Source organism: Streptomyces mutomycini, assembly GCF_001700505.1.
Classification (GTDB): Bacteria; Actinomycetota; Actinomycetes; order Streptomycetales; family Streptomycetaceae; genus Streptomyces; species Streptomyces mutomycini.
In genome coordinates this window covers 1-14,848 of record NZ_MAPV01000001.1, presented here as the reverse complement: position 1 = coordinate 14,848, position 14,848 = coordinate 1, and the positions used below count along the sequence as shown (strand labels likewise).

Sequence of the window (14,848 nt, the reverse complement as noted above, 5' to 3'; positions counted from 1 at the left end):
AGAGACTTGGGCCACACTTCGTGGCTACTGTGCGGTTCAGGAACCCGGCGTACCGTGGTGCGACAAGGGATTTCGCGACTCGAGCAAGCCTCGGATCACACTCCGTGTGGGCAAGTTCACTATTGGGGACGGGTCGTACGGCCGTGTCGGTAGTCCCTAAACTCAGCTTGTTCTCAAGGAGGGAGTCATCGTGCGCAAGGTGCTCATCGCCAATCGTGGCGAAATCGCTGTCCGCGTTGCTCGGGCTTGCCGGGATGCCGGAATCGGGAGCGTAGCCGTCTACGCCGATCCGGACCGGGATGCTCTGCATGTGCGCGCGGCCGACGAGGCGTTCGCTCTGGGCGGTGACACCCCGGCCGCCAGTTATCTGGACATGGCCAAGGTGCTGCAGGCCGCGAAGGATTCAGGGGCGGACGCGATCCACCCGGGTTACGGCTTCCTGTCGGAGAACGCGGAGTTCGCCCAGGCGGTGCTGGACGCGGGTCTGACATGGATCGGACCGCCGCCGCAGGCGATCCGGGACCTGGGCGACAAGGTCGCGGCCCGTCACATCGCGCAGCGCGCGGGAGCCCCGCTGGTGGCCGGTACGCCGGACCCGGTGAGCGGTTCCGCGGAGGTCGTGGAGTTCGCGGAGAAGAACGGCCTGCCGGTCGCGATCAAGGCGGCGTTCGGCGGTGGCGGGCGCGGGCTGAAGGTGGCCCGCACGCTGGAGGAGATCCCGGAGCTGTACGACTCGGCGGTCCGCGAGGCCGTCGCCGCGTTCGGGCGGGGCGAGTGCTTCGTCGAGCGCTACCTCGACAAGCCCCGGCACGTGGAGACGCAGTGCCTGGCCGACACCCACGGCAACGTCGTCGTGGTGTCCACCCGTGACTGCTCGCTCCAGCGCCGCCACCAGAAGCTGGTCGAGGAAGCGCCCGCGCCCTTCCTGTCCGAGGCGCAGAACGCGGAGCTGTACGCGGCGTCGAAGGCGATCCTGAAGGAAGCCGGCTACGTCGGTGCCGGCACCGTCGAGTTCCTCGTGGGCATGGACGGCACGATCTCCTTCCTGGAGGTCAACACCCGTCTCCAGGTCGAGCACCCGGTCACCGAGGAGGTCACCGGCCTCGACCTCGTGCGCGAGATGTTCCGTATCGCCGACGGTGAGGAGCTCGGCTACGGCGACCCGGCCGTGCGCGGGCACTCCTTCGAGTTCCGGATCAACGGCGAGGACCCGGGCCGCGGCTTCCTGCCGGCTCCCGGCACCGTCACCCTGTTCGCCCCGCCCACCGGTCCGGGTGTCCGCCTGGACGCCGGTGTCGAGAGCGGCAGCGTGATCGGCCCGGCGTGGGACTCGCTGCTGGCCAAGCTGATCGTGACCGGCGCGACCCGTGAGCAGGCGCTGCAGCGTGCCGGGCGTGCGCTGGCCGAGTTCACCGTCGAGGGCATGGCCACCGCCATCCCCTTCCACCGTGCGGTGGTGGCCGACCCGGCCTTCACCTCGGACCCCTTCCAGGTCCACACCCGGTGGATCGAGACGGAGTTCGTAAACGAGATCACGCCGTTCGCGGTCCCCGCGGACCAGGACGCCGACGAGGAGTCCGGGCGCGAGACCGTCGTCGTCGAGGTCGGCGGCAAGCGCCTGGAGGTCTCCCTGCCCTCCTCGCTCGGCATGAGCCTGGCGCGCACCGGCCTCGCGGCCGGCGCGAAGCCCAAGCGCCGCGCGGCCAAGAAGGCCGGCTCCGCCGCCTCCGGTGACACCCTCGCGTCCCCGATGCAGGGCACCATCGTGAAGATCGCCGTCGAAGAGGGCCAGGAGGTCAAGGAGGGCGACCTCATCGTCGTCCTCGAGGCCATGAAGATGGAGCAGCCCCTCAACGCGCACCGCGCGGGCACCGTGAAGGGCCTCGCGGCGGAGGTCGGCACGTCGGTGTCGTCCGGCGCGGTCATCTGCGAGATCAAGGACTGAGCACCCGCTCTTCCTGTCACTGGGGGCCCGGCAGCTTGCCGGGCCCCCAGTGGCATCCTTGGGACGCGGAGCGGACACCAGGAGGACAGGGCGATGGCGATGAGCACGGCACCGACACCGGCCCGGCCGATGCGCGCCGACGCGCGCCGCAACCACGACCGTCTGCTGAGCGAGGCCCGTGCGTCCTTCGCCGCGCAGGGCACGGATGCCTCGCTGGAGGACATCGCCCGGAAGGCGGGCGTCGGCATCGGCACGCTCTACCGGCACTTCCCGAACCGCCAGGCCCTCATGAACGCGGTGTTCCAGGAGGCGCTGACCGCTCTGCTCGACCGCTCCCGCGAGCTGGCGCACGCCGATCAGCCGTGCACCGCGCTGGTCGAGTGGCTGGGCGCGATCATCACTCACGCGGGTGAATACCGCGGCCTGGCACAGGCGCTCATGTCGGCGTCCGGGGACGAGACCTCAGCCCTGACGTCCTGTCACGTGCCGTTGCGTCAGGCGGGCGCGCAACTGCTCGCGCGGGCCCAGACGAGTGGCTCGGTGCGGGCCGACGTGTCGATCGACGACCTGCTGCAGCTGACGAACGCGATCGCGCTCGCCGCGGAGCGGACGCCGGCGGATCCGGCCCTCGCCGACCGCCTGCTGCGGCTGACGCTCCGCGGGCTGAAGGCCGACCCGGCCGAAGTCCCGCAGCCGTCGCCTCCGGCCTGCGGCTGAAGCATCGCGCAGCCGGGGCGTCATCCCGCGGCTGAGGGCGCCTTGCCTGCCGGCGCCCCGCGCCCCGCCTACCGGCGCCGCATGTCCGCGACCCGGCCCACCGGTCCCTCCGCGAGCGCGGCCGCGCTCCGCAGCTGCGGCCCGAGCCCTCCCGGGCCCCCGTGGCCACCCTGGGTGCGCCGCTGGCCCGGCAGCGGCATGTCCTGCCGCTGCTGCTGCCGTCCCGGCGGCAGGGGGTCACCACCGGCCGGAGACCCCGCATCGGGCCCCGCCACCGTGATCTCCACGCCCTGATCGGCCAGGGCCTGCAGCTCGGTGGCCGCACGCTCGTCGTGGACCGGTGGCTCGTCCGTCACCAGACGGGTGATCAGCTCCGTGGGCACCGTCTGGAACATGGTGTCGGAGCCGAGCTTGGTGTGGTCCGCGAGGACCACCACCTCGGCAGCGGCCTGCACCAGGGCCCGGTCCACGCTCGCCGAGAGCATGTTGGACGTGGACAGCCCGCGCTCCGCGGTCAGACCGCTCCCGGAGAGGAAGGCCCGGCTCACCCTCAGCCCCTGGAGGGACTGCTCGGCACCGCTGCCGACGAGCGCGTAGTTGCTCCCCCGCAGGGTGCCGCCGGTCATCACCACTTCCACCCGGTTGGCATGGGCCAACGCCTGGGCGACCAGCAGCGAGTTGGTGACCACGGTCAGGCCGGGCACCCGCGCGAGCCGGCGGGCCAGCTCCTGCGTGGTCGTACCGGCGCCGACCACGATGGCCTCGCCCTCGCCGACCAGTCCGGCGGCCAGGTCGGCGATGGCCGTCTTCTCCGCGGTGGAGAGATGGGATTTCTGCGGAAAGCCGGACTCCCGCGTAAAACCGCCCGGCAAGACCGCACCGCCGTGCCGGCGGTCGAGGAGTCCTTCTGCCTCCAGTGCCCGCACGTCCCGCCGTACGGTCACTTCGGAGGTCTGGACGACGCGGGCGAGCTCACGGAGCGATACCGCACCGTTGGCGCGCACCATTTCGAGGATCAATTGACGACGTTCTGCAGCGAACACGAAACTGACAGTAACCTGGCCGTAGGTGGGTTTTCAGCAGTTTGCGCCGAATAACAGAAGTTGTACACAGGCGGGGCCCCCTGGTGGTATAGGGGGCCCCGCCGTCGGTACGAGCAGTCCGTGCTACGCCTCGCCCGTGCTCTTACGGGTGTGCAACTGCCGGGCCACCTCGGCGATCGAGCCGGACAGGGACGGGTACACGGTGAACGCGTTGGCGATCTGTTCGACCGTCAGGTTGTTGTCGACGGCGATCGAGATCGGGTGGATCAGCTCACTGGCCCTCGGTGCGACGACGCAGCCGCCGACCACGATGCCGGTGCCGGGCCGGCAGAAGATCTTGACGAAGCCGTCCCGGATGCCCTGCATCTTGGCGCGCGGGTTGCGCAGCAACGGCAGCTTCACGACACGGGCGTCGATCTTGCCGGAGTCGACGTCGGCCTGGCTGTAACCGACGGTGGCGATCTCGGGGTCGGTGAAGACGTTCGCGGAGACCGTCTTCAGGTTGAGCGGCGTCACCGCGTCGCCGAGGAAGTGGTACATCGCGATCCGGCCCTGCATCGCCGCGACCGAGGCCAGGGCGAAGATCCCGGTGACGTCACCGGCCGCGTAGACGCCGGGGGCGCTGGTGCGGGAGACCCGGTCGGTCCGGATGTGCCCGGACTCCTTGAGCAGCACCCCGGACTCCTCGAGCCCCATGCCCGCGGTGTTCGGGATCGCGCCGACCGCCATCAGGCAGTGCGTGCCGGAGATGACGCGGCCGTCGGCCAGCGTGACCTCGACGCGGTCGCCGACGCGCTTGGCGGACTGGGCGCGGGAGCGGGCCATGACGTTCATGCCGCGGCGCCGGAAGACGTCCTCCAGGACGGCGGCGGCGTCGGGGTCCTCGCCCGGGAGCACCCGGTCGCGCGAGGAGACGAGCGTCACCCGCGAGCCGAGCGCCTGGTAGGCACCGGCGAACTCGGCTCCGGTGACGCCCGAGCCGACCACGATGAGCTCCTCGGGGAGCTCGTCCAGGTCGTAGACCTGCGTCCAGTTCAGGATGCGCTCGCCGTCGGGCAGGGCGTCCGGGATCTCCCGGGGGTGGCCGCCGGTCGCGATCAGTACCGCGTCGGCGGTGAGCCGCTCCTCGGTGCCGTCGGCGGCGGTCACCACGACCTGGCGGGACCCGTCGGCGGCCTGGAGGCCGTCCAGCCGGCCGCGGCCGCGCATGACCCTGGCACCCGCGCGGGTGACGGAGGCGGTGATGTCGTGGGACTGGGCGAGCGCGAGGCGCTTGACCCGCCGGTTGACCTTGCCGAGGTCCACACCGACCACCCGGGCGGCCTGCTCTATATGCGGGGTGTCGTCGGCGACGATGATGCCGAGCTCCTCGTAGGAGGAGTCGAAGGTGGTCATCACCTCGGCCGTCGCGATCAGGGTCTTGGAGGGCACGCAGTCGGTGAGGACGGACGCGCCGCCGAGTCCGTCGCAGTCGACGACGGTCACCTCGGCTCCCAGCTGGGCGCCGACCAGTGCCGCCTCGTAGCCGCCGGGGCCGCCGCCGATGATCACGATCCGGGTCACGAAAAGTCCGCCTCGCGTGGTGTCATCCCACGGCCGTCTGCCGCCCCGGCCGGGGGTCCGGGGGGCCGCCCCGGCGTATGCAGTACGTAATTCATTGTCCCGCACGCGCCAAGCGGCTTCGCCCCGGGGCCCTCCATACGGGAACGCGCCCGGCCCGGGCACGGTCTCCCGCCCCCTCGTACCCGCTTCGACCGGGGGTCTTCGCCTCCGGATCCGGCGCGCTCCCCGCCACCTCCCGTACCCTCGAACCCATGTCGCTCTACGCCGCGTACGCCGGCAACCTCGACGCGAGGCTGATGACGCGCCGCGCACCGCACTCCCCGCTGCGCAGCACGGGCTGGCTCAACGGCTGGCGGCTGACGTTCGGCGGCGAGCAGATGGGCTGGGAGGGCGCACTCGCCACGGTGGTGGAGGCCCCGCGCTCTCAGGTCTTCGTGGCGCTGTACGACCTGGCTCCGATGGACGAGGACTCCATGGACCGCTGGGAGGGTGTCGGCCTCGACATCTACCGGCGGATGCGGGTGCGCGTTCACACGCTGGACGGCGAGGAGCCGGCCTGGATGTACGTCCTCAACGGCTACGAGGGCGGGCTGCCCTCGGCGCGCTACCTGGGCGAGGTGGCGGACGCCGCCGAGTCCGCGGGCGCACCGCACGACTACGTGATGAACCTCCGCAAGCACCCCTGCTGAGCCCGGCCTCCGCCCCGCTTCTGTACGAACGTACGAAGAGGACCGGCCAGACTCTGCGCAGACAGATCTACGCGCGTAGGGAATGAGCGGTTACCCTCATCCGCGTGAACGCATCTGTTATTCCGGACCACATCCAGGGCGACCCTCTCGCCGCCGCCGCCGACGCCGCTGCCCGCCTGCGCGAGCTGACCGGCGTCGAGACCCACGACGTCGCCCTCGTGATGGGCTCCGGGTGGGCCCCCGCCGGCGATGCGCTCGGCATCCCGGAGGCCGAGTTCCCGGTCACCGCACTGCCCGGATTCCCGGCCCCCGCGGTGGAGGGCCACGGCGGCACGATCCGCTCGTACAGCATCGGCGGGAAGCGCGTCCTGGTCTTCCTGGGCCGCACGCACTACTACGAGGGCCGCGGCGTGGCCGCCGTCGCCCATGGCGTGCGCACGGCCGTCGCGGCGGGCTGCGGGACCGTCGTCCTGACGAACGGCTGCGGAGGCCTGCGCAAGGGCATGCGCCCCGGCCAGCCGGTCCTCATCAGCGACCACCTCAACCTCACGGCCGCGTCGCCGATCATCGGCGCCAACTTCGTCGACCTGACGGACCTGTACTCGCCGCGGCTGCGCGCGCTGTGCAAGGAGATCGACGAGACGCTCGAAGAGGGCGTCTACGTGCAGTTCCCCGGCCCGCACTACGAGACGCCGGCCGAGATCAACATGGTCCGCGTCATGGGCGGCGACCTCGTCGGCATGTCGACGGTCCTGGAGGCCATCGCGGCGCGTGAGGCGGGTGCGGAGGTGCTGGGCATCTCCCTGGTCACGAACCTCGCCGCGGGCCTGAGCGGCGAACCCCTCAACCACGAGGAGGTCCTCCAGGCCGGCCGCGACTCCGCGACCCGCATGGGCGCGCTGCTGGCCCGGGTGCTGGACCGGATCTGAGCCGGCTGATCCACCCCCCGCCGGCGTTCGAGGCCCGCGAATCCGGCCCCGCCGGCGTTCGAGGCGCGGGAGGCCGGGGCGGAGCCCCGGTTTCGGGTAAGGGCGGGTAGGGGAACAGCCCCGCGCAGCGGCCCGCCCCGCCCCCATCACACATGCGTACCCGCAGAAAGGCGGACACCGTGCAGCAGGACGACCTCATCACGCGGGCCAGGACCTGGCTCGCCGAGGACCCGGACCCCGAGACCCGCGCGGAGCTCGCCGAGCTCATCGACGCCGGGGACCTCGCCGCGCTGGGGGACCGCTTCGCCGGCACGCTCCAGTTCGGCACGGCCGGCCTGCGCGGCGAGATCGGCGCCGGCCCGATGCGGATGAACCGCTCCGTCGTCATCCGCGCCGCCGCCGGGCTGGCCGCGTACCTGAAGGCGCAGGGCAGCACGGGCGGACTCGTCGTCATCGGCTACGACGCCCGCTACAAGTCGGCGGACTTCGCCCGCGACACCGCCGCCGTGATGACCGGAGCCGGTCTGCGCGCGGCCGTACTCCCCCGCCCGCTGCCCACACCCGTCCTCGCGTACGCCATACGGCACCTCGGGGCGGTCGCCGGCGTGGAGGTCACGGCCAGCCACAACCCACCGCGTGACAACGGCTACAAGGTCTATCTCGGCGACGGCTCGCAGATCGTCTCCCCGGCCGATGTGGAGATCGCCACCGAGATCGCGGCGGCCGGCCCCCTCGACGGCGTACCCCGCCCGGAGTCGGGCTGGGAGATCCTCGGCGACGAGGTCCTGGACGCCTACCTCGACCGTACGGACGCCGTCCTGAGCCCCGCCTCGCCCCGCACCGCGCGCACGGTCTACACGGCCATGCACGGCGTCGGCACCTCCGTGCTGACGGCCGCCTTCGCCCGGGCGGGCTTCCCCGAGCCCGTGCTCGTGGCCGAGCAGGCGGAGCCCGACCCGGCGTTCCCCACCGTCGCCTTCCCCAACCCGGAAGAGCCCGGCGCCATGGATCTCGCGTTCGCGACCGCGCGCCGGGCCGCCCCGGACCTCGTCATCGCCAACGACCCGGACGCCGACCGCTGCGCCGTCGCCGTGCCCGACCCGTCGGCCGGGGGCGGCTGGCGGATGCTGAGCGGCGACGAGGTCGGCGCACTGCTCGCCGCCCACCTGGTGGACCGGGGCGTCACGGGCGTGTTCGCCGAGTCGATCGTGTCCTCGTCGCTGCTGGGCCGTATCGCCCGGAAGGCGGGGCTGGGCTACGAGGAGACATTGACGGGCTTCAAGTGGATCGCCCGTGTCGACGGCCTGCGCTACGGCTACGAGGAGGCGCTGGGCTACTGCGTGGACCCGGAAGGCGTCCGCGACAAGGACGGCATCACGGCCGCCCTGCTGATCGCCGAACTCGCCTCCGCGCTCAAGGAGAAGGGCCGCACCCTCCTCGACCTGCTCGACGACCTCGCGCTGGATCACGGACTGCACGCCACGGCCCAGCTGTCGGTCCGGGTGGAGGACCTCACGGTCATCGCGAACGCCATGCGGCGCCTGCGCGAGACTCCCCCGACCGCCCTCGCGGGCCTCCCGGTCACCTCGGCCGAGGACCTCGCGCTGGGCACGGACGCGCTGCCGCCCACCGACGGCCTGCGCTACCACCTGACGGGCGCCCGGGTCATCGTCCGCCCGAGCGGCACCGAGCCGAAGCTGAAGTGCTACCTGGAGGTCGTGGTCCCGGTCGGCTCGGCGGACGAGCTGCCCGGAGCCCGGGCGAAGGGCGCGGAACTGCTGGCGGGCATCAAGCGCGACCTGGCGGCGGCCGCGGGGATCTGACGCCGCATGCGGTGCGGCCCCTGCCGGGTCCGCTCGCGCCGCCGGACCGGCTGCCGGCTTCCCCTCACAAGCGGGCCGCTCCGGCGGTGAACTCGGGGGTCGCCACGCCGTGATGCCCAGGTGCGGGCATCACCCGCGCGGTCCGTTCACGGAGCCGGGCGGTGATACAGGCGGCCGGGGACGCGGGCGCCGGCCGAGGTACGGGCGTGGCACAGCGGTGCGGTCCGCTCAGTCCAGCAGCACCCAGCGGACCACGGCCACCACCGTCATCGCCGCCGGCGGGACGAACCACCAGGGCGCCATCACACGGCGTACCGAGGACGCGGCGGTGATCAGCAGGGCGACGGCGCTGAGCACGATGGTCAGCAGGCAGGCCAGTTCGATCCCCATCAGGGCGCCTTCGTCCCAGGGGCCCGAAGGGCGGATCACGAGTGCCCCGTAGCAGCAGTACCCCGCCAGCAGGTGCAGGATCGCCAGCGGTACGCCCAGGACGAGGCGCAGGCAGCCCCGATCGTCGGCCGCGGCCCCGGCCATGCCGCCGCCGCCCGGCCGGTCCATCAGCGGATCGCGAGCAGCACCACGAGCAGCACCGCGCCGACGGCGGCCGGGGCGATCACCTCGTACGCCCAGCGCACCGACGCGGTGATCGTGGGCGTGGCCTTCTCCGGGCCGGCGGTGGCGTGCTCCGCGAGCTCGCGGAGGTCGGCCACCGTCTGGTCCGCCGAGGCCATGCGGGCCTGGGTGTCGCGGACGTCGGCGTGCACGGACGTCCGGCCGTGCGGGTCGTCGTGGGCCTTCCGGCCGGCGGTCCTGGCGGCGCGCTTGCGCTCGCGCAGGGAGACGGGGACCGCCCACAGCTGGTACTTGGTGCCGCTGTGGGTGTGGATCTCCGTCGAATACTTGGCGCGTACGGCCGCGACGTCCGACCAGGGCAGCACGATCATGCGGAACGGGTTGCGGATCCGGATCCGCTGCGCGTCGGCGAACACGGCGGGCCGCAGTGTGAACGCCACGATCAGCGGGATCGCCGTCAGCATCACGGCGAGAGCCAGCCACGGCGTCCACCCCGAGCCCCGGACCACCGCGTCGACGCCGAGCCAGACCAGCAGCAGGAGCAGCAGCGCGCCACTGACCAGCCCGGCGCCCGACCGGTAGGTCCGGTCGGCGTAGGCGGGCTCGGAGGAGGGTGTGGGGCTCGTCATGGTCCCGATTCTGCCTGAAGCGGCGCCGGGGGTGCGGCCGGGCCTCACCGGGGGTGCGGAAGGACCGAAAAGGGGATGGGCCCTGTACAGGTCGCTACGCGCGTAGATATGCTCATGTGGTGACCATGCCCACCACTGCTCCTGCATTCGCCGACGCGACGGCGTCCGACAGTGCGCTGCGCCGCTTCCTGCACGGGCTGCCCGGCGTCGACACCGTCGGTCTCGAAGCGCGCGCCGCCTCTCTAGGGACCCGATCGATCAAGACGACCGCCAAGGCGTACGCCATCGATCTCGCCATCTCGATGATCGACCTGACGACGCTGGAAGGCGCGGACACCCCGGGCAAGGTCCGGGCGCTCGCAGCCAAGGCCGTCCACCCCGACCCGACCGACCGTACGACCCCGCGCACCGCCGCGGTCTGCGTCTACCCCGACATGGCGGCGACCGCCGCCGCCGCGCTGGTGGGTTCCGGGGTGAAGGTTGCGTCCGTCGCGACGGCCTTCCCCGCCGGACGCGCCGCGCTGGACGTCAAGCTCGCGGACGTCCGCGACGCCGTGGCGGCCGGGGCCGACGAGATCGACATGGTGATCGACCGCGGGGCCTTCCTCTCGGGCCGTTACCTGAAGGTGTACGAGGAGATCGTGGCCGTGAAGGCCGAGTGCGGCTCCGCGCGCCTCAAGGTGATCTTCGAGACCGGCGAGCTGTCCACCTACGACAACATCCGGCGGGCCTCCTGGCTCGGGATGCTGGCAGGCGCGGACTTCATCAAGACCTCGACCGGCAAGGTCGGCACGAACGCGACGCCGGCGAACACCCTGCTGATGCTGGAGGCCGTACGCGACTTCCGGGAGCAGACGGGCGTACAGATCGGCGTGAAGCCCGCCGGCGGCATCCGCACCACCAAGGACGCGATCAAGTTCCTCGTCCTGGTGAACGAGACGGTGGGTGAGGACTGGCTGGACAACCACTGGTTCCGCTTCGGCGCCTCCAGCCTGCTGAACGACCTGCTGATGCAGCGCCAGAAGCTCAGCACCGGCCGTTACTCCGGCCCCGATTACGTGACGGTGGACTGATACGCCATGGCATCTGCATTCGACTACGCACCGGCTCCGGAGTCCCGCTCCGTCGTCGACATCGCGCCCTCGTACGGCCTGTTCATCGACGGCGAGTTCACCGAGGCCGCCGACGGCAAGGTCTTCAAGACGGTGAGCCCCTCCACCGAGGAGGTTCTCTCCGAGGTCGCGCGGGCGGGCACCGAGGACGTGGACCGGGCCGTGAAGGCGGCACGCAAGGCGTTCGGGACATGGTCGGCGCTGCCCGGCTCCGAGCGTGCCAAGTACCTCTTCCGGATCGCCCGGATCATCCAGGAGCGCTCGCGCGAGCTGGCCGTCCTGGAGACCCTGGACAACGGCAAGCCGATCCGGGAGACCCGCGACGCGGACCTCCCGCTGGTCGCCGCGCACTTCTTCTACTACGCGGGCTGGGCCGACAAGCTGGACCACGCGGGGTACGGCGCGAACCCGCGTCCGCTCGGTGTGGCCGGCCAGGTCATCCCGTGGAACTTCCCGCTGCTGATGCTGGCCTGGAAGATCGCCCCGGCGCTCGCCACCGGCAACACGGTGGTGCTGAAGCCGGCGGAGACGACTCCGCTGTCCGCACTGTTCTTCGCCGACATCTGCCGCCAGGCGGGCCTGCCCAAGGGTGTCGTCAACATCCTGACCGGGTACGGCGACGCGGGCGAGGCGCTCGTCTCGCACCCCGACGTGAACAAGGTCGCCTTCACCGGCTCCACCGCCGTCGGCAAGGCCATCGCCCGGCAGATCGCCGGTACGGACAAGAAGGCCACGCTCGAACTGGGCGGCAAGGGCGCCAACATCGTCTTCGACGACGCGCCGGTCGACCAGGCCGTCGAGGGCATCGTCACCGGGATCTTCTTCAACCAGGGCCAGGTCTGCTGCGCGGGCTCGCGGCTCCTCGTACAGGAGTCCGTCCACGACGAGGTGCTGCACGCGCTCAAGCGCAGGCTGTCCACGCTCCGGCTCGGCGACCCGCTGGACAAGAACACCGACATCGGCGCGATCAACTCCGCGGAGCAGCTCGCCCGGATCAGCGCGCTCGTCGAGACCGGTGAGGCGGAAGGCGCCGAACGGTGGTCCGCACCGTGCGAACTGCCGTCCGCCGGATACTGGTTCGCACCGACCCTCTTCACCGGTGTCACGCAGGCCCACACAGTCGCCCGCGACGAGATCTTCGGCCCCGTGCTGTCGGTGCTGACCTTCCGTACACCGGACGAGGCCGTCGCCAAGGCCAACAACACCCAGTACGGCCTCTCCGCGGGCATCTGGACGGAGAAGGGCTCCCGCATCCTCGCGGTGGCGAACAAGCTCCGCGCCGGTGTGGTGTGGGCCAACACGTTCAACAAGTTCGACCCGACGTCGCCGTTCGGCGGATACAAGGAGTCGGGCTTCGGCCGCGAGGGCGGCCGTCACGGTCTGGAGGCCTACCTCGATGTCTGACGGGCGACTCAGCGTCTTCAAGACCTACAAGCTGTACGTCGGGGGCAAGTTCCCCCGCTCCGAGAGCGGCCGGGTGTACGAGGTGACCGACTCCAAGGGCAAGTGGCTGGCGAACGCGCCGCAGTCCTCCCGCAAGGACGCGCGTGACGCGGTCGTGGCCTCCCGCAAGGCCTTCGGCGGCTGGTCGGGAGCGACCGCGTACAACCGCGGCCAGATCCTCTACCGCGTCGCCGAGATGCTGGAGGGCCGCCGGGAGCAGTTCGCGCGCGAGGTGGCGGACGCCGAGGGGCTGTCCAAGTCCAAGGCGGCGGCGGTCGTCGACGCGGCGGTCGACCGCTGGGTCTGGTACGCGGGCTGGACGGACAAGATCGGCCAGGTCGTGGGCGGGGCGAACCCGGTCGCGGGGCCCTTCTTCAACCTGTCCACCCCTGAGCCGACGGGTGTCGTCGCGGTCCTGGCCCCCCAGGACTCGTCTTTCCTGGGCCTGGTGTCCGTGATCGCCCCGGTGATCGCCACGGGCAACACCGCGATCGTCATCGCCTCGGCCCGCGCGCCGCTGCCCGCGCTCTCGCTGGGCGAGGTGCTGGCCACGTCGGACCTGCCGGGCGGTGTGGTGAACATCCTGTCGGGGAAGACGGCCGAGCTGGCCGCGCCCCTGGCGTCCCACCAGGACGTCAACGCGATCGACCTCACGGGGGCCGACGCCGGCCTGGCGAAGGAGCTGGAGATCGCGGCGGCGGACAACCTGAAGCGCACCCTCCGTCCACAGGCTGTGGACACGGGCGACTGGTCCGCCGATCCCGGCACCCGGCGCCTGACGGCCTTCCTGGAGACCAAGACGGTCTGGCACCCGACCGGTGCGCTGGGCGCCTCCGGCTCCTCGTACTGACGACCGGCCACCGGACACGCCGTGGGGCCGCCTGCCGGGCGGCCCCACACGCGTGCGTACGGCGGATCAGCCGGTGATCAGACCGGTCGCCTCTCCGACGACGGGCAGATCACTGAGCGCGGCACCGCTGGTCAGCGGGTCGGTGACCACAGCCGTGGTCACGGGCTTGAAGTCGGCGATCTGGGTCCCCACCGCGTTGTCCAGGGGGTCCACGCCCGTCCCTGCCAGCGGGTCGAGCTGAAGGTCGGTGACGGGCTTGACGGCCCCGGCGAGCCCGTAGCCGAGCGCGCTGGTCAGTGCGGGCGCCGCGGCTTCGCCGACCGCCCCCAGGGTGCTGTCCGCGGTGTCCGAGCCGGTCGCGGGCGGAGCGGGCAGCGGCGCGGCCTGGGCCGCCGCGCCTCCCGCTCCGATGGCCGCACCCAGCGCGGAGAGGGTCAGACCGGCGCGCAGCAGGGCGCGCTTCCGGGGCTTGGACAGTGCATGACGTGCCATTGTTTTTCCCACCTGATCGGGATGTGTCGGGTAATCATCCGTGTGCGCAGAGTAGTTGAGGTGTGATGCTCGATACCAACAGGACCTCCCGGGCATCCCCTGCGCGGGTCAATGCCTCACACTTCTGTTCTGTGAGTTCCCAACCGATCCCCACGCGCGTCGTGCTGCTCGCCGGTCCGTCCGGCTCCGGCAAGTCCTCCCTCGCGGCCCGCAGCGGTCTCCCGGTGCTGCGCCTGGACGACTTCTACAAGGAGAGAAACGATCCGACACTGCCTCTGGTCACCGGCAGCGCGGACATCGACTGGGACTCCGCCCTGTCCTGGGACGCGGACGGCGCTGTCGCGGCCATAGCGGAGCTGTGCCGGACGGGGCGTACGACCGTTCCCCTGTACGACATCGCCACGAGCTCGCGGACCGGCCGCGAGGCGCTCGACATCGAACGCACGCCCCTCTTCATCGCCGAGGGCATCTTCGCTGCGGACATCGTGGAGCGCTGTCAGGAGCTGGGCCTGCTCGCGGACGCGCTGTGCCTGCGCGGCCGGCCGTCGACGACGTTCCGCCGGCGGCTGCTGCGGGACCTGCGGGAGGGCCGGAAGTCGGTCCCGTTCCTGCTGCGGCGCGGATGGCGGCTGATGCGGGCGGAGCGGGGCATCGTGGCCCGCCACACGGCACTGGGCGCGTATCCCTGCGGTAGGAACGAGGCCCTGGGCCGGCTGGCGGCCGCGGCGGCGGGGCGCTGCCGCGCACCTCGGAGCCAGGTGCCGAACTAGCGTTCCGCCTGCGTGAACCGCGCCGGCCCGAGCACGGCGAAAAGCTGCAGCTTCTCGTAGCCATCCGTCCGCGGCTGAGCCGTGAGTACGAGCAGGGTCCGGGACCGGTCCTCGGTGAACAGCGCCTGGCAGTCCAGTTCGATCGGGCCGAGTTCCGGGTGGATGCGCGTCTTGTGGTCCTCGAACCGCTGCGCGACCTCGTGCCGGGCGAAGGCAACGCGGCGGGGGCGGACAGGACCCCCCGGCCTGTCCGCCCCCGCTGCGCACCAC

At 71.8% G+C, this 14,848-nt stretch carries 15 protein-coding genes; 9 read left to right on the top strand and 6 right to left on the bottom strand.

What is annotated here, in order from left to right:
* Window positions 1–190 precede the first annotated feature (190 nt).
* The gene (locus tag BFF76_RS00075; RefSeq protein WP_053930343.1) at window positions 191–1,945 is read left to right on the top strand and encodes an acetyl/propionyl/methylcrotonyl-CoA carboxylase subunit alpha; all 1,755 of its coding nucleotides are present in this window, start codon (window positions 191–193) and stop codon (window positions 1,943–1,945) included.
* A 93-nt stretch (window positions 1,946–2,038) separates the two neighbouring features.
* A complete protein-coding gene (locus tag BFF76_RS00070; protein ID WP_199831568.1) occupies window positions 2,039–2,662 on the top strand; it encodes a TetR/AcrR family transcriptional regulator in 624 nt (207 codons plus the stop codon).
* Between the two features lie 68 nt (window positions 2,663–2,730).
* Here the strand turns inward: BFF76_RS00070 and BFF76_RS00065 are convergent, their stop codons facing one another.
* Window positions 2,731–3,705 carry a DeoR/GlpR family DNA-binding transcription regulator gene (locus tag BFF76_RS00065; RefSeq protein ID WP_079122278.1) on the bottom strand — a complete coding sequence of 325 codons (975 nt, stop codon included), beginning with the start codon at window positions 3,703–3,705 and terminating at the stop codon, window positions 2,731–2,733.
* Window positions 3,706–3,828: 123 nt separating this feature from the next.
* Window positions 3,829–5,268, bottom strand: coding sequence for an NAD(P)H-quinone dehydrogenase (locus tag BFF76_RS00060; RefSeq protein WP_031096723.1), 1,440 nt, complete (start codon window positions 5,266–5,268; stop codon window positions 3,829–3,831).
* A 251-nt stretch (window positions 5,269–5,519) separates the two neighbouring features.
* Here BFF76_RS00060 and BFF76_RS00055 point away from each other — a divergent pair, with 251 nt between their 5' ends.
* The 3 genes from BFF76_RS00055 (at window position 5,520) to BFF76_RS00045 (ending at window position 8,709) form a co-directional block, all read left to right on the top strand.
* Window positions 5,520–5,957, top strand: coding sequence for a gamma-glutamylcyclotransferase family protein (locus BFF76_RS00055; protein ID WP_031096722.1), 438 nt, complete (start codon window positions 5,520–5,522; stop codon window positions 5,955–5,957).
* Window positions 5,958–6,061: 104 nt separating this feature from the next.
* On the top strand, window positions 6,062–6,886 hold the full coding sequence (locus tag BFF76_RS00050; protein ID WP_031096720.1) for a purine-nucleoside phosphorylase: 825 nt from the start codon (window positions 6,062–6,064) through the stop codon (window positions 6,884–6,886).
* Window positions 6,887–7,038: 152 nt separating this feature from the next.
* Entirely contained in the window at window positions 7,039–8,709 is a 1,671-nt protein-coding gene (locus tag BFF76_RS00045) for a phospho-sugar mutase (RefSeq protein ID WP_065846597.1), read from the top strand.
* A gap of 228 nt (window positions 8,710–8,937) precedes the next feature.
* Here the strand turns inward: BFF76_RS00045 and BFF76_RS00040 are convergent, their stop codons facing one another.
* Complete coding sequence (locus tag BFF76_RS00040; RefSeq protein ID WP_234351869.1) at window positions 8,938–9,267, bottom strand: hypothetical protein; 330 nt, start codon at window positions 9,265–9,267, stop codon at window positions 8,938–8,940.
* Window positions 9,267–9,911, bottom strand: a complete 645-nt coding sequence (locus BFF76_RS00035; protein WP_031096714.1) for a PH domain-containing protein — start codon at window positions 9,909–9,911, stop codon at window positions 9,267–9,269. The genes BFF76_RS00040 and BFF76_RS00035 overlap by 1 nt, the downstream gene beginning before the upstream one ends.
* 125 nt (window positions 9,912–10,036) lie before the next feature.
* Between BFF76_RS00035 and deoC the strand changes: the two genes are divergently transcribed.
* The 3 genes from deoC to BFF76_RS00020 are packed head-to-tail and all read left to right on the top strand — an operon-like array spanning window position 10,037 to window position 13,316.
* Window positions 10,037–10,984 (top strand): deoxyribose-phosphate aldolase, encoded by a 948-nt coding sequence (deoC, locus tag BFF76_RS00030; protein ID WP_053930341.1) that lies wholly within the window; start codon window positions 10,037–10,039, stop codon window positions 10,982–10,984.
* A 6-nt stretch (window positions 10,985–10,990) separates the two neighbouring features.
* Window positions 10,991–12,427: an aldehyde dehydrogenase family protein gene (locus BFF76_RS00025; protein WP_031096710.1), complete on the top strand. Its 1,437-nt coding sequence runs from the start codon at window positions 10,991–10,993 to the stop codon at window positions 12,425–12,427.
* Entirely contained in the window at window positions 12,420–13,316 is an 897-nt protein-coding gene (locus BFF76_RS00020; protein WP_053930340.1) for an aldehyde dehydrogenase family protein, read from the top strand. Before BFF76_RS00025 ends, BFF76_RS00020 begins: the two co-directional genes overlap by 8 nt.
* Window positions 13,317–13,382: 66 nt before the next feature.
* Here the strand turns inward: BFF76_RS00020 and BFF76_RS00015 are convergent, their stop codons facing one another.
* Window positions 13,383–13,808 carry a hypothetical protein gene (locus tag BFF76_RS00015; protein WP_031096707.1) on the bottom strand — a complete coding sequence of 142 codons (426 nt, stop codon included), beginning with the start codon at window positions 13,806–13,808 and terminating at the stop codon, window positions 13,383–13,385.
* Window positions 13,809–13,873: 65 nt separating this feature from the next.
* On the opposite strand from BFF76_RS00015, the gene BFF76_RS00010 reads away from it, so the two are divergent.
* Window positions 13,874–14,578 carry a uridine kinase family protein gene (locus BFF76_RS00010; RefSeq protein ID WP_031096704.1) on the top strand — a complete coding sequence of 235 codons (705 nt, stop codon included), beginning with the start codon at window positions 13,874–13,876 and terminating at the stop codon, window positions 14,576–14,578.
* Here the strand turns inward: BFF76_RS00010 and BFF76_RS00005 are convergent.
* Window positions 14,575–14,848, bottom strand: a 274-nt coding sequence (locus BFF76_RS00005) for an MmyB family transcriptional regulator (RefSeq protein ID WP_478076691.1), incomplete at its 5' end; no start/stop codon positions are given. The two genes, BFF76_RS00010 and BFF76_RS00005, sit on opposite strands and share 4 nt — an antisense overlap.

Excerpts from the sequence above, each read along its gene's own strand:
- BFF76_RS00070 (WP_199831568.1), top strand. The coding sequence starts at position 2,039 with ATGGCGATGAGCACGGCACCGACACCGGCCCGGCCGATGCGCGCCGAC.
- BFF76_RS00055 (WP_031096722.1), top strand. The coding sequence starts at position 5,520 with ATGTCGCTCTACGCCGCGTACGCCGGCAACCTCGACGCGAGGCTGATG.
- BFF76_RS00045 (WP_065846597.1), top strand. The coding sequence starts at position 7,039 with ATGCGTACCCGCAGAAAGGCGGACACCGTGCAGCAGGACGACCTCATC.
- BFF76_RS00040 (WP_234351869.1), bottom strand. The coding sequence starts at position 9,267 with ATGGACCGGCCGGGCGGCGGCGGCATGGCCGGGGCCGCGGCCGACGAT.
- BFF76_RS00035 (WP_031096714.1), bottom strand. The coding sequence starts at position 9,911 with ATGACGAGCCCCACACCCTCCTCCGAGCCCGCCTACGCCGACCGGACC.
- deoC (WP_053930341.1), top strand. The coding sequence starts at position 10,037 with ATGCCCACCACTGCTCCTGCATTCGCCGACGCGACGGCGTCCGACAGT.
- BFF76_RS00025 (WP_031096710.1), top strand. The coding sequence starts at position 10,991 with ATGGCATCTGCATTCGACTACGCACCGGCTCCGGAGTCCCGCTCCGTC.
- BFF76_RS00020 (WP_053930340.1), top strand. The coding sequence starts at position 12,420 with ATGTCTGACGGGCGACTCAGCGTCTTCAAGACCTACAAGCTGTACGTC.
- BFF76_RS00015 (WP_031096707.1), bottom strand. The coding sequence starts at position 13,808 with ATGGCACGTCATGCACTGTCCAAGCCCCGGAAGCGCGCCCTGCTGCGC.
- BFF76_RS00010 (WP_031096704.1), top strand. The coding sequence starts at position 13,874 with ATGCTCGATACCAACAGGACCTCCCGGGCATCCCCTGCGCGGGTCAAT.